This is a genomic window from uncultured Paraglaciecola sp., from assembly GCF_913058035.1.
In the GTDB taxonomy this organism is placed as follows: domain Bacteria; phylum Pseudomonadota; class Gammaproteobacteria; order Enterobacterales; family Alteromonadaceae; genus Paraglaciecola.
Genome location: NZ_CAJXPA010000098.1, coordinates 1 through 16957 on the forward strand (window position 1 = coordinate 1; position 16957 = coordinate 16957).

Annotated in this window: 10 protein-coding genes; 7 read left to right on the forward strand and 3 right to left on the reverse strand. The window is 39.6% G+C overall.

Annotated features, from left to right (window positions below; all coding sequences use genetic code 11):
- Positions 1–262 precede the first annotated feature (262 nt).
- Positions 263–1981 carry an OFA family MFS transporter gene (locus QZ562_RS13265; RefSeq protein WP_293760854.1) on the forward strand — a complete coding sequence of 573 codons (1719 nt, stop codon included), beginning with the start codon at positions 263–265 and terminating at the stop codon, positions 1979–1981.
- Between the two features lie 213 nt (positions 1982–2194).
- On the opposite strand, the gene QZ562_RS13270 is transcribed toward QZ562_RS13265, so the two are convergent.
- Positions 2195–3277 (reverse strand): substrate-binding domain-containing protein, encoded by a 1083-nt coding sequence (locus QZ562_RS13270; protein WP_293760856.1) that lies wholly within the window; start codon positions 3275–3277, stop codon positions 2195–2197.
- A 266-nt stretch (positions 3278–3543) separates the two neighbouring features.
- Between QZ562_RS13270 and QZ562_RS13275 the strand changes: the two genes are divergently transcribed.
- Genes QZ562_RS13275 through QZ562_RS13295 form a run of 5 tightly spaced genes read left to right on the forward strand, consistent with a single transcriptional unit; the run spans position 3544 to position 9577 of the window.
- Positions 3544–4032 (forward strand): formate dehydrogenase subunit gamma, encoded by a 489-nt coding sequence (locus tag QZ562_RS13275; RefSeq protein ID WP_293760859.1) that lies wholly within the window; start codon positions 3544–3546, stop codon positions 4030–4032.
- Entirely contained in the window at positions 4032–5621 is a 1590-nt protein-coding gene (locus tag QZ562_RS13280; RefSeq protein ID WP_293760861.1) for a formate dehydrogenase beta subunit, read from the forward strand. The genes QZ562_RS13275 and QZ562_RS13280 overlap by 1 nt, the downstream gene beginning before the upstream one ends.
- Positions 5614–8520 carry a formate dehydrogenase subunit alpha gene (gene fdhF, locus QZ562_RS13285; RefSeq protein WP_293760864.1) on the forward strand — a complete coding sequence of 969 codons (2907 nt, stop codon included), beginning with the start codon at positions 5614–5616 and terminating at the stop codon, positions 8518–8520. The genes QZ562_RS13280 and fdhF overlap by 8 nt, the downstream gene beginning before the upstream one ends.
- Positions 8517–9341: a formate dehydrogenase accessory sulfurtransferase FdhD gene (gene fdhD / locus QZ562_RS13290; RefSeq protein WP_293760866.1), complete on the forward strand. Its 825-nt coding sequence runs from the start codon at positions 8517–8519 to the stop codon at positions 9339–9341. The genes fdhF and fdhD overlap by 4 nt, the downstream gene beginning before the upstream one ends.
- Positions 9342–9358: 17 nt before the next feature.
- Positions 9359–9577, forward strand: a complete 219-nt coding sequence (locus tag QZ562_RS13295) for a formate dehydrogenase subunit delta (protein ID WP_293760869.1) — start codon at positions 9359–9361, stop codon at positions 9575–9577.
- 828 nt (positions 9578–10405) lie between these two features.
- Here the strand turns inward: QZ562_RS13295 and QZ562_RS13300 are convergent.
- Together QZ562_RS13300 and QZ562_RS13305 are read right to left on the reverse strand one after the other, a co-directional pair.
- The gene (locus QZ562_RS13300) at positions 10406–12070 is read right to left on the reverse strand and encodes a response regulator (protein WP_293760872.1); all 1665 of its coding nucleotides are present in this window, start codon (positions 12068–12070) and stop codon (positions 10406–10408) included.
- Between the two features lie 309 nt (positions 12071–12379).
- On the reverse strand, positions 12380–15193 hold the full coding sequence (locus QZ562_RS13305; protein ID WP_293760875.1) for a TonB-dependent receptor: 2814 nt from the start codon (positions 15191–15193) through the stop codon (positions 12380–12382).
- Between the two features lie 537 nt (positions 15194–15730).
- Between QZ562_RS13305 and QZ562_RS13310 the strand changes: the two genes are divergently transcribed.
- A complete protein-coding gene (locus QZ562_RS13310; protein WP_293760878.1) occupies positions 15731–16882 on the forward strand; it encodes an acyl-CoA dehydrogenase family protein in 1152 nt (383 codons plus the stop codon).
- The last annotated feature ends 75 nt before the right edge of the window (positions 16883–16957 follow it).

Genomic DNA, 16957 nt, shown 5'->3' on the forward strand with positions numbered 1-16957 from the left:
GATTAATAATAACTAATAAATCATATTTCTGCATTTATGAAATTGCACATTTTCTTTATTTATTGTCTTTACTTTCACTAAACATTACTGAATGCCGGCTACTGTGAAACTGGAGCAAAAAACTCTTAGTGAATATTTTATGTATTACTTTTATTGCATAAAACATGAATAAAAAAATAAAAAAATAAAAATTAAACGTTTTACATGGACAAATTGAAGGTAAACAAATTTCTCTTAATTTATAATAAAAAGGTTAAAGCATATGTCTAATAAAATTGGTGGGGTTTTTTCTTTTTTGATGAAAGAAAAGATCATTGCCAAAGCGGGATTTAATCGCTGGTTAGTCCCCCCAGCATCTATTGCAATCCATCTATGTATTGGCTCAGTTTATGCCTGGAGTATTTTTAATCCTGCGTTAATCAAAGAGTTAGGCGTAGTCACAGGTTCTGCCGGTGACTGGACATTGAGTAGTGTTGTATGGATATTTTCTGTAGCAATCGTGTTTCTTGGTTTATCTGCCGCAGTTGCCGGTAAATGGCTAGAAGCGGTGGGCCCTCGCTGTGTTGGAGTTACCGCAGCTTTTTTATGGGGGGGTGGATTTGTTATTGGTAGTATCGGTATCGCTACTCATCAATTGTGGCTGGTATACCTAGGTTACGGCGCCCTTGGCGGTTGTGGGTTGGGTTTAGGGTATGTATCTCCAGTTTCGACCTTACTTCGCTGGTTCCCAGATAAACGTGGCATGGCCACGGGTATGGCAATTATGGGTTTTGGTGGTGGGGCTATGATCGGCGCACCTTTAATTGCTTTTTTATTAAAGCTGCATGCTGTTGCACCCACTTATGTTGGAGCCGAAGGTTCAGTTAAATTGATAACTGAAGCGGGTAAACGTTTTTTTGAATCCGCTTCGGGAAACATAGAAGTTGTGGTTGCAACTGCAAGTGAAGCTGCGACAATGGCGATCCCTGGTGATGCTGGTGTATACGCAGTGGGCACCGGCAACACGGGCGCTGCAGGTACATTCTTAACTCTAGGTATTGTGTACTTTATAGTTATGATCATCGCTTCTTTTTCATACCGTGTTCCTGCAGAAGGCTGGAAGCCAAAAGGTTGGAAGCCACCAGCTAAAGATGAATCAGCTAAGAGCATGATTAGTCACAACCATGTGCACATTGATCAAGCGATTAAGACACCACAATTTTGGAAATTATGGGTTGTACTTTGCTTCAACGTTACTGCTGGTATCGGCGTAATTGGTGTTGCGAAAACGATGATGGTAGATATTTTTGGTTCCACTTTACCAACGGTTGCTACAGCAACTTTTGCCGGTACATATGTATTAATGATTTCTGTATTTAATATGTGTGGACGATTCTTTTGGGCTTCTATTTCAGACTTCATTGGTAGAAAAAACACTTATCACTGGTTCTTCGCTTTGGGCACCCTTCTATACTTGTCTATTCCTTATGCTGCCTCACAGGTGAGTGCTGATCCTTCAGTTACTTGGTTGATTATGTTTTATGCTGCGACCATGATTATTTTCACTATGTATGGTGGTGGTTTCGCTACTATCCCTGCATATTTAGCTGATATTTTTGGAACGCTACATGTTGGTGGAATACACGGTCGTTTGTTAACGGCGTGGGCTACTGCTGGCGTCCTAGGGCCATTTGCTATCACGTATCTAAGAAACATGTCACTAAATGATGCCATTGCCGACTTAGTTGCAAAAATAGATCCTGCTGTATTTCAGGCTAAATTTGGTTCAGCGGTAGGTCAGCTAAATGAATTGGTTGCGGCTAAAACCGTAACGGTAAGCAAGTTGATGGAACTAGTGCCCACTGACACAATCGATCCAACGCCAAGCCTATACAATACGACTATGTATGTTATGGCAGCACTATTGGTTATTGCTTTTTTTGCCAATTTAACGGTTCGTCCAGTTGATGCAAAACACCATGTAGAGAATACGCATCCATAAATAAAGCCCATAAATGAGCTGAATGAGGTTAAAAATCAAAGCCCCTTTAATTAAATTTAAGGCGGCTTTTTATTGACTATTGTGATGGATGAGAGACAAAAAGAAACACGCCAACTTATAGACGACACTCGGAACTATTGCGTAGATCAGTCGCCAATAGATTGTGCTGAGACAGCCTTAATTATCTAAGGTAATCGAATATATATGAGGCGTTCACCAAGGTAATATATCTTCTAAATTACAAACATCCCCACAACAAAAAGGCTTATAACCAGCAAGCTTTAGTACCGACTGTTGAAATTTTTCAGTTTTTAATTCAGCAATCAACTGCTGAACTGCAAATTTTTTGACTGATTTATGATGGCAAACTAATACGTAATTTTCTGTTGTTAATGGTATGAAGTCTAAACCAAATTGCCTCGCTGCTGTTTCAACTCCAATACCCGTATCAGCCATACCAGAGGCCACATATGCCGCAATCGCTGAGTGCGTAAATTCAATTTCATGAAAACCTGCAACTTGTTCAAAATCAACTGTTGCCCTTCTAAATATTTCTTCGATCAATAAACGTGTTCCTGAGTTGTCCTGACGATTGATAAACTTAATGTCGGCGCGCAATAAATCTTCAATTTTTTCAATACCTTTAGGATTGCCATTTTTGACCATCAAGCCTTGTTTTCTCGTGACAAACCGAATGACCTTGTAGGTGTTTGGCTTAAAATATTTACTATACACATCGACGAGAGTCTGGTTTACGAAATCAGTGGGCAAATGAAATGCAGCAATGTCACATTCCCCTTTAGTCAAAGCCTGAAGTGATTCCTCAGCGGTTTTGTATTGTAAATTTAATTTAAATTTATTTGTAAATTCAGGTAACAAAGCCACAGCGTAACCATGACTAGCTAAAATTCTTAATAGGGGTTCTTTAAATGTGAGATTCTTTTGTATTTCCAAATTTAATTCTGAGGCTAAACTATTAAGCTGAGGCTCAAAGCGTGCATTAACTAACTGTTCTGCCCATAATAATTTTTCACCTAAGGGTGTCAATTTGGCCCCTTTTCCCTTCTGTAGTTCAACTAACTCAGAGCCAAAAAAATCAGTACATTTTTTTAAAATATTCCACACGTGGCGATAAGACATTCCGAGTTCAACCGCGGCTTTGGTTAATTTACCTGATTCATGAATTGCATTTAGTAAAGGAAAAATTCGGGAATCAACGTTGTCGCCGTTTTCATCATAAAACTTCCATGCAGCCTTAATATATATTCTCTTTGCTATCACTACTTTATTTTGCATTCTGACTGGACACCTGTATGTATTGTTGACTTTTTGAGTTTCTATCTACTGTTAATCCTGCTGCAAAGAGCCAACCTATCCTGATAAAAAAAGCGCTATTTATGTATTCTGTACAAAACGATATAAGAATAAGAAATACATTTCATATTCTTATATTTAAACAGTGATGTTACAATTTATTAACATTGTACTATATTACTATAACGCTATAAACATATGCACTTTATTTCATATTTAAAAAGTAAGTCCGTCATCTAGGAGACACAATGCAATTAGATTTTTCTTCAGATTTATCCAATGTGGTCAAAATCATTGACACTCTAAAACATAAGAAAGGTGCTTTGCTGCCCATATTGCATCAAATCCAGAGAGAGATTGGTTATATTCCATTAAAAACCATTGACACAATAGCTAAAAAACTTCAACAAACACCGGCTGAAATTCATGGTGTGATCAGCTTTTATCATCAATTTAGAACATCACAACCGGGTGAGCACAAAATTCAAATATGCCGTGCTGAGGCTTGCCAATCACGCGGAAGTAGAGAGCTTGAACAACATGCTAAAGAACACCTTGCCATAGACTACAGAGGTACGACCGCTGATAAAAAATTTAGCCTCGATAGTGTTTACTGTTTAGGTAACTGTGCAACGGGCCCTAATATAAGAATTAACGACGAGCTCTATGGCCGAGTGAATAATGAGAAATTTGAACGTCTTGTTTCCACATTTAAAACACAAATTAACGGGAGATAATGGTGAACATTAAAATGTTTATCCCAAGAGAAAGTACTGCATTATCTCTTGGCGCCAATGATGTTGCGCGTTCCGTATCAGACTATTCAACTCTGCACGAAGCACAGTTAAACTTAATACGAAATGGCTCCCGCGGTATGTTTTGGTTAGAGCCTATGCTGGAGGTCGAAACCTCAAAAGGACGATTTGCTTACGGTCCGGTTGATGTCTCAGATGTGCCCAGCATCATGGAAGACATCACAACCAATTTATTATCCAAGCATACCCAGGAGCATAGGTTGGCGCTCGGCCTGACCGAAGAGCTCACATACTTAAAAAAGCAAACACGATTAACATTTGCCCGCGCAGGCATAACAGATCCTTTATCGCTGAATGATTACTTGGCATTGGATGGATTCAGTGGTCTACACAAAGCGCTCGCTGCTAGCAGTCAAGAAATCGTTACCACGGTAGTCGACTCTGGACTAAGAGGCCGTGGTGGAGCCGCTTTCCCAACCGGTATAAAGTGGCAGACTGTGCATGATGCCCCCTCTGATAAAAAATATATTGTGTGTAATGCTGATGAAGGAGATTCAGGTACCTTTGCTGATAGGTTAGTCATGGAATGTGACCCCTTTATGCTTATCGAGGGCATGATCATTGCGGGACTGGCAGTGGGTGCTGACGAAGGCTATATTTATCTTAGGTCTGAGTACCCTGTTGCCGATGAAATACTGCAAGAAGCCATCGTAATAGCGACAAAAGAAGGTTACTTAGGGAATAATATTTGTGGCAGTGGGAGAACATTTAATCTGGAAGTCAGGTTAGGCGCTGAAGCTTATATTTGTGGTGAGGAGACGTCTTTGCTTGAGTCTTTGGAAGGTAAACGTGGTGAAGTGCGTTTTAAGCCACCACTTCCCGCGATAGAAGGTTTTTTTGGTAAACCCACCGTTGTTAATAACGTATTATCCTTGTCTGCCGTCCCCTATATTCTTAGTCAAGGTGGACAAGCTTACCAACAATATGGAGCCAATCGTTCAAGGGGTACCTTGCCATTGCAGTTGGCGGGAAATGTTAAACAAGGTGGCCTCATTGAATTACCTTTTGGTTCGACCTTACAAAGCCTGCTTAACGATTTTTCAGGGGGAACAGAAAGTGGTAGACCAATCAGAGCAATTCAGGTTGGCGGACCTTTAGGTGCTTACTTACCCACTTCTAAATTTGATATCCCGCTGGACTACGAGGAGTTTACTAAGGCATCAGCAGTGTTAGGTCACGGTGGAATAGTCATTTTTGACGACACTGTAGATATGCTAGAGCAAGCTCGGTTTTCAATGGAATTTTGTGTCGATGAGTCTTGTGGTAAGTGTACCCCATGTAGAATCGGCTCAACGCGAGGTGTGGAGGTGATTGATCGGATAAAATATGATGATTCACGCGCTGAAAACATGATATTACTGAGCGACTTATGCGAAACCATGATTAATGGCTCATTGTGTGCAATGGGAAGTATGACCCCAATCCCAGTAACAAGTGCTTATAAAGATTTTCCTGAAGATTTTCATTTACCTTCAAACAACGCAGTATTAGAGGAAACTAATCATGGTTAATTATTATAATCCCGCAACTGAAGGCGCTTCACATCAACCAAAGTTTGATGTGAATAAAGATTATGGAACCCCTGCCAGTAAATCTACTGAGACAGTATGCATAGAAATAGATGGCGTAACACTGACTGTTGCTGAAGGTACTTCAGTGCTACGGGCTGCTGCCATGGCTGACATTAATATTCCCAAATTATGTGCAAGTGATAATTTAAAAGCGTTTGGATCCTGTCGTTTGTGCGCTGTACAAATTACCGGAGTGCGTGGATATCCAGCCTCATGTACCACCCCCGTTAAAGAAGGTATGGTGGTAACCACACAAAATGATGACATTGCTAAATTACGCCGCAATATCATGGAACTGTATATATCTGATCATCCACTTGACTGCTTAACATGTTCAAGTAATGGTGATTGTGAATTACAAGACGTAGCCGGTGCTGTAGGTTTACGTGAAGTACGTTACGGCTTTGATGGTGATAATCATCTTGATGCCAAAATTGATGACTCAAACCCTTATTTCACTTTCGAACCAAGCAAATGTATAACTTGCTCTCGATGCGTTAGAGCATGTGAAGAAGTTCAAGGCACCTTTGCCTTAACTATCGAAGGTCGTGGTTTTGCATCCAAAGTCAGTGCAGGAACTAGCGATGAAAATTTTATGTCTTCTGATTGTGTATCTTGCGGCGCCTGCGTGCAGGCATGTCCCACCGCAACATTGATGGAAAAGTCAGTTATCGAAAAAGGGCAGCCAGAACACAGCATCATCACTACCTGCGCATATTGTGGAGTGGGTTGTTCATTCAAAGCTGAAATGAAAGGTGAAGAAGTTATACGCATGGTGCCTTACAAAGGTGGTAAGGCCAACCAAGGCCACTCCTGTGTTAAAGGGCGCTTTGCTTTTGGCTATGCCACCCATAAAGATCGTGTGACTGAGCCTATGGTACGCGACAACATTGATGAAGAGTGGAGAGTAGTTAGTTGGGATGAAGCTTTAGCATTTTCAGCCAATAAAATTAAAAATATTCAGGCTAAATATGGTCGTGAAAGTGTTGGCGGAATCACTTCATCTCGCTGTACTAATGAAGAAACCTATCTGGTTCAAAAATTGATACGCGCTGCTTTTGGCAATAACAATACCGATACCTGTGCCCGTGTTTGTCATTCACCCACAGGTTATGGATTAAAAGCAACAATCGGTGAGTCTGCTGGTACCCAAACGTTCGAGTCGGTAATGCAATCAGATGTGATTATGGTTATCGGAGCTAATCCTACTGACGCACACCCTGTATTTGCATCAATGTTGCGTAAACGTTTGCGTGAGGGGGCCGAGTTAATTGTGGTTGATCCAAGAACAATTGACTTGCTTAACACCGCTCATATCAGCGTTAATCATCATCTTCCGTTAAAACCGGGCACTAACGTTGCTATGATAAATGCAATAGCGCACGTGGTGATTAGCGAAGGCCTTGAAGATAAGAATTTTATTGAACAGCGCACTGATGAATATAACGCATGGCGTGAATTTATTCTCGATGAGGTCAACTCGCCCGAAGCAATGGAAAGCATTACCACTGTTAATGCTGAACAAATACGTATTGCAGCCCGCGCCTTTGCCAAGGCAAAAAATGGTGCAATCTATTATGGCTTAGGTGTTACTGAGCACAGCCAAGGCTCTACTATGGTAATGGGTATAGCAAACCTAGCGCTGGCGACTGGAAACATAGGTCGTGAAGGCGTGGGTATCAACCCATTGCGTGGACAAAATAATGTCCAAGGTTCTTGTGATATGGGTTCATTCCCGCAAGAACTTCCGGGTTATCAGCATGTAAGCGACGATTTACTTCGCGGTAAATTTGAAAAAAACTGGGGTGTTACCTTAGATAATGAACCTGGTTTACGTATTCCAAACATGTTTGATGCGGCGATTGAGGGCACATTTAAAGCCATGTATGTGCAAGGAGAAGATATTCTTCAATCAGATCCTAATACACAACATGTTCAGGCAGCATTGTCTTCATTAGAATGTTTAATTGTGCAGGACATCTTTTTAAATGAAACAGCCCTGTACGCACACGTATTTTTACCAGGCTCTTCATTTCTTGAAAAAGACGGCACATTTACCAATGCCGAAAGACGCATAAATCGGGTCCGCAAAGTAATGAAGCCACTGGCTAAGTTCGCGGATTGGGAAGTGACTCAAAAATTATCAAATGCACTAGGTTACCCTATGAATTATGAGCATCCGTCTGAAATAATGGACGAGATAGCATCACTAGTTCCCTCCTTTAGTCACGTAAGTTATAAAAAGCTTGAAGAGCAGGGCAGTATTCAGTGGCCTTGCAACGAAGAATTCCCTGATGGTTCACCCATTATGCATGTGGAAAGCTTTCCAATTGGTAATGGTCGTTTTGCTATTACCCCTTATCTTGCAAGTGAAGACCGAGCCAATAAGCGGTTCCCATTACTATTAACAACAGGGCGGATACTGAGTCAATATAATGTGGGTGCGCAAACACGTCGAACAGCTAATCAAACTTGGCACAAAGAGGATGTACTTGAAATACATCCTAATGATGCAGATGAAAGAGGCATTAAGGATGGTGATTGGTTAGGGATTACGAGCCGATCTGGTGATACTGTTCTGAAAGCTAAAATCAGTGAGCGCATGCAAAGTGGAGTGGTGTTTACGACCTTTCATCATCCTATTAGTGGTGCGAACGTTATTACTAGCGATAGTTCTGATTGGGCGACCAATTGTCCAGAATATAAGGTAACCGCTGTACAGGTTGAAAAAGTCACATCGCCATCAGATTGGCAGACCCGTTATAAGAAGTTTAGTGAGCAACAAAAAGAGCACTTTAAACGCTCCCCTAAAAAAGAAAAGTCCACAATAGGAAGATGAGTTTGACCCGTGACGACGAACCAAAATTACAGGCAAGCTTTCAATCACTGCCAGTTTATTTCTGGGAGCAAGGCAATGACAAGGGTCAAGACCAGTTTGATAATATCGCGGAAGAAGTTGCCATTGCGTTAGTTTATAATGGCATTTCTCACGCGGTTATGATGGCTTCTCCTGCAAATTTGCAAGAGTTTTGCTTGGGGTTTAGTTTGTCAGAAGGGATAATTAATAACGCGTCTGAAATGTACGATATTGAACTTGTCCCCAGCGAAAAGGGCATAGAAGTGCGTATTGAAATTAGTTCTCAACGTATGATGTCTTTAAAATCATTAAGACGTAGTCTTACTGGCCGCACTGGCTGTGGTTTATGTGGAAGTGAATCACTGGAACAAGCGATACGGCCAATTAAGAGTGTAATCCCACAAGTGTTACCTTCTTCATTAGTTATTCAGCATGCTTTATCTCAGTTAAGTGAACATCAAAAGCTGCAATCCTTAACTGGTGCAGTTCATGGTGCTGCTTGGTGCGATGGTGTGGGGGACATTATGCTATTGCGTGAGGATGTTGGTCGACACAACGCCCTTGACAAGCTAATTGGTGCTCTAGCGCTGCTTAAAACAAATACTGATAACGGCTTCGTTTTGATTTCGAGCAGAGCCAGTTATGAAATGGTCCAAAAAGTAACAAGCATGAATATAGCCACATTAGTCGCAGTATCAGCTCCTACGGCATTGGCAATAAAGCTTGCAACTCAAGCGAAGCTAAATTTAATCGGTTTTGCGCGCCCTAGTCGGCATACTTTGTATACTAACTTTAATAAATAGATAGGACTTATCAAGTTATGAGCGGTACTCAAATTAATAATCTGGTCAGCATGCTCAACCAAATTGCCAATAATAATAATTATAAAAAAACTGACGAAGAGACAGCAAAAATCGTTGCTAATCATTTGCAAAAATTCTGGGCTGTCTCAATGCGAAATAAAATGACGCAATATTTAGCAGAGGATGGACCTGAGCTTACGAATGTATCTAAACTCGCTTTGGCTCAATTAAAATGATGTTATCAATGTCTGAAGGCTATCTGTGTAGCTAGGTTATCTGTTTAACTAAGCAAGTGACAAAAATATCAGCTAATAGCTATGAAGTTTGAATACGTTATCTGCATTTATAAACCAAACTCAAAAATCTTGCATGCTTGTCTGAAATTGACCGTCGGGTCAAAGAAATTCCTTTCCCTTGTGTTTAATTATTTTGATGATGATAATCACGATTCGTTTTAGTGTAAACGCTTGCATGATATCCCCAGTATTTGTTACCACAAAAACAACATCATTAGCTTGAACGGTCTTGGCATTTATAAGCAAAACATACCTTGATTTTAAATGAAAACCTGAACTCTTTAAGACGTCAATCCTTCGCTTTTTTTTATGAATTTTCGTTACAGGGTCAGTTCATTTAGATAAACCTAGCCTACTGGCTTGAAACACAAAGAGCGTTGATGTTCATCACAAGGTTCTTTAAGACACCTTCAATATCGAAGGTTTTACGTGGTAAAAACGTTTTACCTCATGCACAGCAACTATGTCCATCGAGTCAGTTAACAATATTGAAATATTAAAGCACTTTAGTAACGACTCAAAGTAGGTGTTGCTGCTTGTAAGTAGCAATAGGCTAGCGATTGATAACATATTATTTATCAATCGCTAGCCTACTTAACAACAGCCAGGCCAAAGAACTGAGAATGACCCTTAATAATCTTAAAAAAATTAATATCCTTCGATATGACGATTTGACGATTTGACGATTTGAGCTCAGTTTGACTCTTATTACTGCAGTCAACCTGCTTACCTTCAATTTGTAAAAACCACTCTTAATAAGCAAGTTAGTTATATTTTTATCTCAATAAGGTATCGATTTAGGATGTTTTTTAACTGAACGTGCTCAAGCGGTTTAGCGAGATGTGAATTCATACCCACATCTATAGCCTTTTGTACCTCGTCTTTTAAGACTGCAGCGGTAAGAGCCACAATTGGAATATCAGGGTTTGTCCGCCTTATGATTGAACAGGCTTCAAAACCATCGATATTTGGCATGTGTAAATCCATAAACACCAAATCATATTGTTTGTGTTGGAGTGCATCGATACATTGTTGTCCGTCACTGACAAGATCGACCTGAAGACCATATGAAAGTAAAATTTGCTGAGCGACTACTTGGTTAATGTCATTGTCTTCAGCCACTAAAACATTACCAGTAAACTGTGTTCGCGTGTTTTTAATGACTTTTTTATTGATGGGATGTAACGCAGATATGTCTAAACTTAACCTGAAGTAAAACTGACTACCTAATTGCTCCACACTGTTAACCCACATCTGACCATCCATTTGTTCAATCAAGTTTTTTGAAATTTTTAAACCTAATCCAGTACCGCCAAATTTGCGCGCAGTGGAATCATCAGCTTGTGTAAATGCTGAGAAAATATTCTCTTTATTGTTATTTGAAATCCCAATACCCGTATCACTTACACAAAATTCAAGAGTTTGAGCAATATCTGTCTCATGGATCATGGATACTGCAACATTCACATGTCCTATGGCGGTGAACTTAATGGCATTGTTGACCAAGTTATTGATGACTTGGGTGATCCGCGTTGGGTCGCCGAAGAGACTTGGTTTTATTTTACCATCAACTTTAATGGTTAAGTTGATATCTTTTAATTGTGCCTCTGTTTGGAATACAGCTGAAGTGTTAGTGATTAATTGATGAATACAAATAGGCACGTTTTCAATGATTAATTTACCGGCTGTGAGCTTAGAAAAGTCGAGAATATCGTTTAGAACACGGTGTAATACATCGCCAGAATATTTAATTTTCTCTAGATGCGAGCGCTGCTGTTCGGTCACATCTGCAGACAAGATAATGTCTAATAAACCTAAAATACCGTTCATGGGTGTACGAATTTCATGAGACATGGTGGCTAAAAATTTGGATTGGGTTTGGTTAGCTTCACGCGCGCGCATTAATGCTTTGTTCATTTCATCTGTCTTATCTAAACTTACTACTAATGCCCGTTCTAAGTAAGTGACGAGTGCAAGCACCATAATCGCTACTATCGCATTTGAAAAACACAATCTAAGCCATATAGCTTTATCGTAGGGTAAGTCAGTAAAGGGAACCAACAAAGTGGAACTGGCGATAATGATCACAGCGAATAATCGCCAGTAATGCTTGACTAACATCACTGGTAATATAGCACCTAACGAGAGCAATGTTGCAGGGATGATACCATTAGAAAGTATTAATATAGGCGCCAAAGGCACTGCTATTAATACCCAAATTTTAGCGCACCATAAACTGTAGCGTGGCATTAATAAAGCGATGGTAGACAATATTAAAGAACCAAAGGTTATAATCCAGGCGATCAAAAGGTTATTAGGCTTAGTAATGACAATAATTGCAGAGATAATAAAGCAACAGATTAACATCACTTTAAAACCAGCGATGCGCAGTTGTTGCTCTACTCTTGACGAATTATTGACCATTAATGACATTATTTATATCACTACTTATTATCAAAACTGACCGTTAGTCATTAATTTTAAACTACATGCCTAACCAATTCAATGTCAGGTTTTTGCTACATTGAAAGGACTCAGCAACCGTGTTAAGCCACTCACATTGCTCAAAAATAGAAGAATACATTTTAATTATTAGGCTATCGCCGTTGACTGACATAGAACATAAAAAATCCAATGATTAATATCATTGGATTCTTGTTTCGTAAGTCAAAGAAATAAGCATTGATGCATAAACTGAATCGTTTCAGGGTATGGCTTAATCTTTTTGTTCTATTTTAATGTTTATTCAGCAAACTTATGTACAACACCTAACTTAAAAGTACGACCTAAAGGATTATGTGTGAAAGGGTCATAGTTTAAATCTAAACGAGCAAAAGGAGGCTCTTCATCTGTCACATTACTGATTGTGAAATTGACATTGGTTAGATCTTCATTAAAGCGATAGTTATAGCTTAAATCCAACTGTAATTGGCTATCGATGACTCGACCTTCATTGTTGCTGGTAAATAACGAATCTCGCTCATCTTTATAATCACTGACATAATAAACGGCTAAATTAACGTTATGGTTATCGAAGTCTAAACTATTGACCATAGTCGCTTTAAATTTTGGTATTGGGCGATTAGAGTTGGTTGTATTCAGGAAACCAGCGGCATCAAAAGTGTCAGACAGCGCATCCCCCGTCACTTCGTATTCAGAGGTGTACGTTCCATTGATATTTAGAGTCCAATGCTCTGACACATTTAAGCGTAATTGAACGTCAACACCACTGGTTTTTACGTCGGCTCCGTTGATTATATTAGTTTCAATACGCTCCACTGTTGTTGCGTTACCAGGCTCCGTCCATTGAACTTGAGCTATATAGTCTGTATTACCTGCCACTGCTGCTGATAACACCGCATTATAATTTTCAACAATAATAGGGTCGCTTAAATCAAATGACCAAAAATCAATGGTTGTAAATAACCGGTCATCAAAAAACTCACCAATGATCCCAACGTTTAATGCCACTGCAGATTCGGGTGCCAAGGCATTATTACCTGAAGTATCGACAGCTTTAAACGCGCCAGTAGCACCTACATAAGAAAGAGTTGTATTGCTACCTTCTAGCTGATTCAGTGTAGGTCCTCTAAATGTAGTACTCGCAGAGCCTCGTAATGAAAAGTGATCATTAATGGTATATTGGGTTGAAATTTTTGGATCTATTGTAGAGCCTACTTTACCGCCATAATTTTCATAACGTAATGCCACTTGCATATTTAAATCGTCTGTAACGGGTAGCGCGACTTCTGTAAATACAGCGTAAATACCTTGAGATGAATTTTGATTCAGCTCACCACTACGAAAGTGAAAAACACCAGTAGGGTTTGCACAATCTGTTTCACCTAATACTGGACACGGATTGATAGCTAAATTTCCAAGATCATTGACTTCATTTGAAAAAGTTTCTTTGCGGTATTGAACACCTATCGCGAAAGCAGCAATGCCACCGTCTAGTTCAAAACCTAAGTCACCCGATATCAAGCCATCGAAAACAAATAGCTGTGTTGCTTTTTGCGACGTTCTTACGCCTGAAACGTAATCTAACACTTCTTGACTGTTGGCAAGTTCAGCTTTGAAATTGGGGTTAGTTACCCCATTAGAAGCAGATACTTCAATTCCATTAGAAAAAGGATTGAAGAATAAACAGCCATTCTCACCCGGGGCACCAGCATCCTTGTCACAATCATCGCCGCCATAACCTAATAGGGCATTCTTCAATGTCACTATTTGTGTATCTGGGTTACTTGTATAATCAAGTTTTGAACTTGAATAAGCAAACCCTGTCTCCCAATTATAACCATGACCAAATGATCCTTCTAGGTCCGCTGCAATGCGGTAGGTTTTATATTTTAGATTGCCCTCACTAGAAGGACCTTCGACACCCACGGTGCGACCAACATAAGCGACGCGATCTAATGTCGGATGAGGAGCGCCTGCAAATTCTGGATTGCTAACTAACAAATCTTGCCATGCTGGGTGATATGTTGGTACATAACGATCTGCAAAATCGACTAATTTTTGTGGCGGATAAGATGGTGAGCCAAAAGTGATAGGTACCTCAGTTTCTGAGTATAAAACTTCAACATGTAGATTAACATCACCCTCAAATTCATGACTGAGTTCACTAAATACTTTTAGATGGGTATCACCATCATTTAGGGCAGAAAACGGCGTATATTGAAATTTACATAGGCCCGCTATCGTCCCGCCTAGCAATTCACAACCTGGATCCATTAGATATTTAGGCTTTGATTTATCACCCAACCAAGCCGCATTAAATATCGACGGTGGGTTACCGATTGATGACCACCCACCTTGCTCGTTAGTACCATAGTCCTGTACCGCCCAATCTTTATCTGCTGTACTTATTGTACTGGTCTTATCATAACTAGCAGAAGTCACCCAGTGAGTATCATCATTTCCTAGCCCCCAAATAAAACCTAAACCGTAATCGCCATTGCTATCTTGTAAGCTTTTAAAATCAGCTTTGACTTCCAAACCTTCAAAATCACTTCGTGTTGAAAAGTTAACTACACCCGCAACTGCATCAGAACCATAAATCGCCGCAGCTCCTTCTTTTAACACGTCGATTCGATTAACCGCCATAGAAGGAATATCTTGTGTATTAACGTAAAACATTTGTTGATCTACAATTGCGTAGGGGTTGAATGTGTGTCTTTTACCATTAATTATCACTAACGTTCGACCTGCTCCTAGTCCTCTTAAGTTAATATTAGAGGTACCTTCGGTCCCGTTAGAACCATACTGATTTGAATTACCTTGGATACCTGAGCTGATTGATAATTTCTGTGTCATTTCAACAATCGAAGGAGAACCTATTTTTTCTAACTCAACTCTACTGATAGATTGCACCGGCGCTGAAGTTTCCATTGCCGTGCCTTTTAAATGAGAACCAATAACACTGATTTTCTCAATTTTTTTTGCTTCAGTATTCTGGAACTCTTCTGCAAATACAGCACTGCTCCCGACTAGTCCAAGAACCGCACTCATTGCGATGGCAACGACGTTTCGCTTTAAATTTGTATGTCTCATGTGTTTCCTATTTTGTTTCATCTTTTTGTTATGTTTAAAGTATTTTTATTTCAGGGTTTCTAAAACCCAACTGCACGATCCATGATTATGATTGTGCTAAATCGTCTAAATCTGCTTCCAACGTTTTGGCTGTATTTTAGAGCGAACAAGTCAACATAAAATGACCCAATCCATAGGCAACACCAGAATATAAGTCACAAATAACTACAATTTTTTGTAATGTTTATTCATTCCACAAAAACCTTAATTTCGTCAATAAATCACAACTTTCAAACAAAATTAACAAATAAACACACAAATATAACAATTAATACGATACTAGTTCTGCCTAGCGGAATAAACAAGCTTTTTATTGATCTGTTTGTTCCATGTTTTCTATATACTTAGATTACAGATCACAATGTAAGCCAAAAAAGTGAGACCAAAGCTAATCACTTATACAATGAACTCAGTATAATTTAATGTAATAACGGCTTGATATTTTGTGGGTTTTTTGTTCCACTGTGCGGAATTAAATTGCTTTAATGAGGATTAAAAATGATTCGAGATAAAGAAATGTTGAATCAATTTCTGGATACCATTTCAAAATTCGTTAGAGAACGTTTAGTTCCTGCGGAAAATGAAGTCGCTGAAAACGATGCTATTCCAGATGACATTGTTCAAGAAATGAAAGATATGGGCTTGTTTGGTATGACAATCCCAGAAGAATACGGTGGCTTGGGCCTGACCATGGAAGAAGAAGTGTTAGTGGCCATTGAGTTAGGTAGAACATCGCCTGCTTTTCGGTCTCTGATTGGCACTAACAACGGCATTGGCTCCGCTGCTATTGTGTTTGATGGTACTGAAAAACAAAAACAAACCTACTTACCTAAATATGCCTCAGGCGAGCTTATTGGATCTTTTTGCTTAACAGAACCAGACGTTGGTTCTGACGCTGCTGCAGTAAAAACAACCGCAGTTAAAAAAGGTGATGAATATATTATTAATGGCACCAAACGATATATCACTAATGCCCCAAGAGCGGGAACCTTTACCGTAATGGCGCGAACAGATCCGTCTATTAAAGGTGCCAAGGGTATATCCGCCTTTATAATAGATGCAACGACTCCAGGCATTACACTCGGCCCAAAGGATAAAAAAATGGGTCAGCAAGGATCTTATACCTGTGATGTGATTTTTGAGAATTGTCATGTTCCTGCACAAAGCATTATCGGTGGCATTGCTGGGAAAGGTTTTATTACATCAATGAAAGTGTTGGACAGAGGTCGTCTACATATTTCAGCATTAAGTGTTGGTATTGCAGAACGCTTGATTAACGATGCGTTAAGGTACGCGGTAGACAGAACCCAGTTTGGGAAACCTATTGCAGAGCACCAAATGATCCAAGTCATGTTAGCGGACAGTAAGGCTGAAGCTTATGCCGCTAAGTGTATGGTGCTTGATGCAGCAAGACAAAAAGATTTAGGTAATAAGATTACCACTGAAGCGTCATGTTGTAAGTTATTTGCAACAGAAATGGTAGGCCGAGTCGCTGATAAAGCGGTGCAAATTCATGGTGGTGCTGGCTACATTTCAGAATACGCAGTAGAAAGACTTTATCGCGATGTCAGATTATTTAGATTGTACGAAGGCACTACACAAATTCAACAAATGATCATTGCCAGAAATATGATTAGAGATATTCAATAATTTCAGTACATTCAATAGATTAAGTAGAAACAACGGCCTGCAAAATGAATTTACAGTTCACCTTTGAAGAAAAAA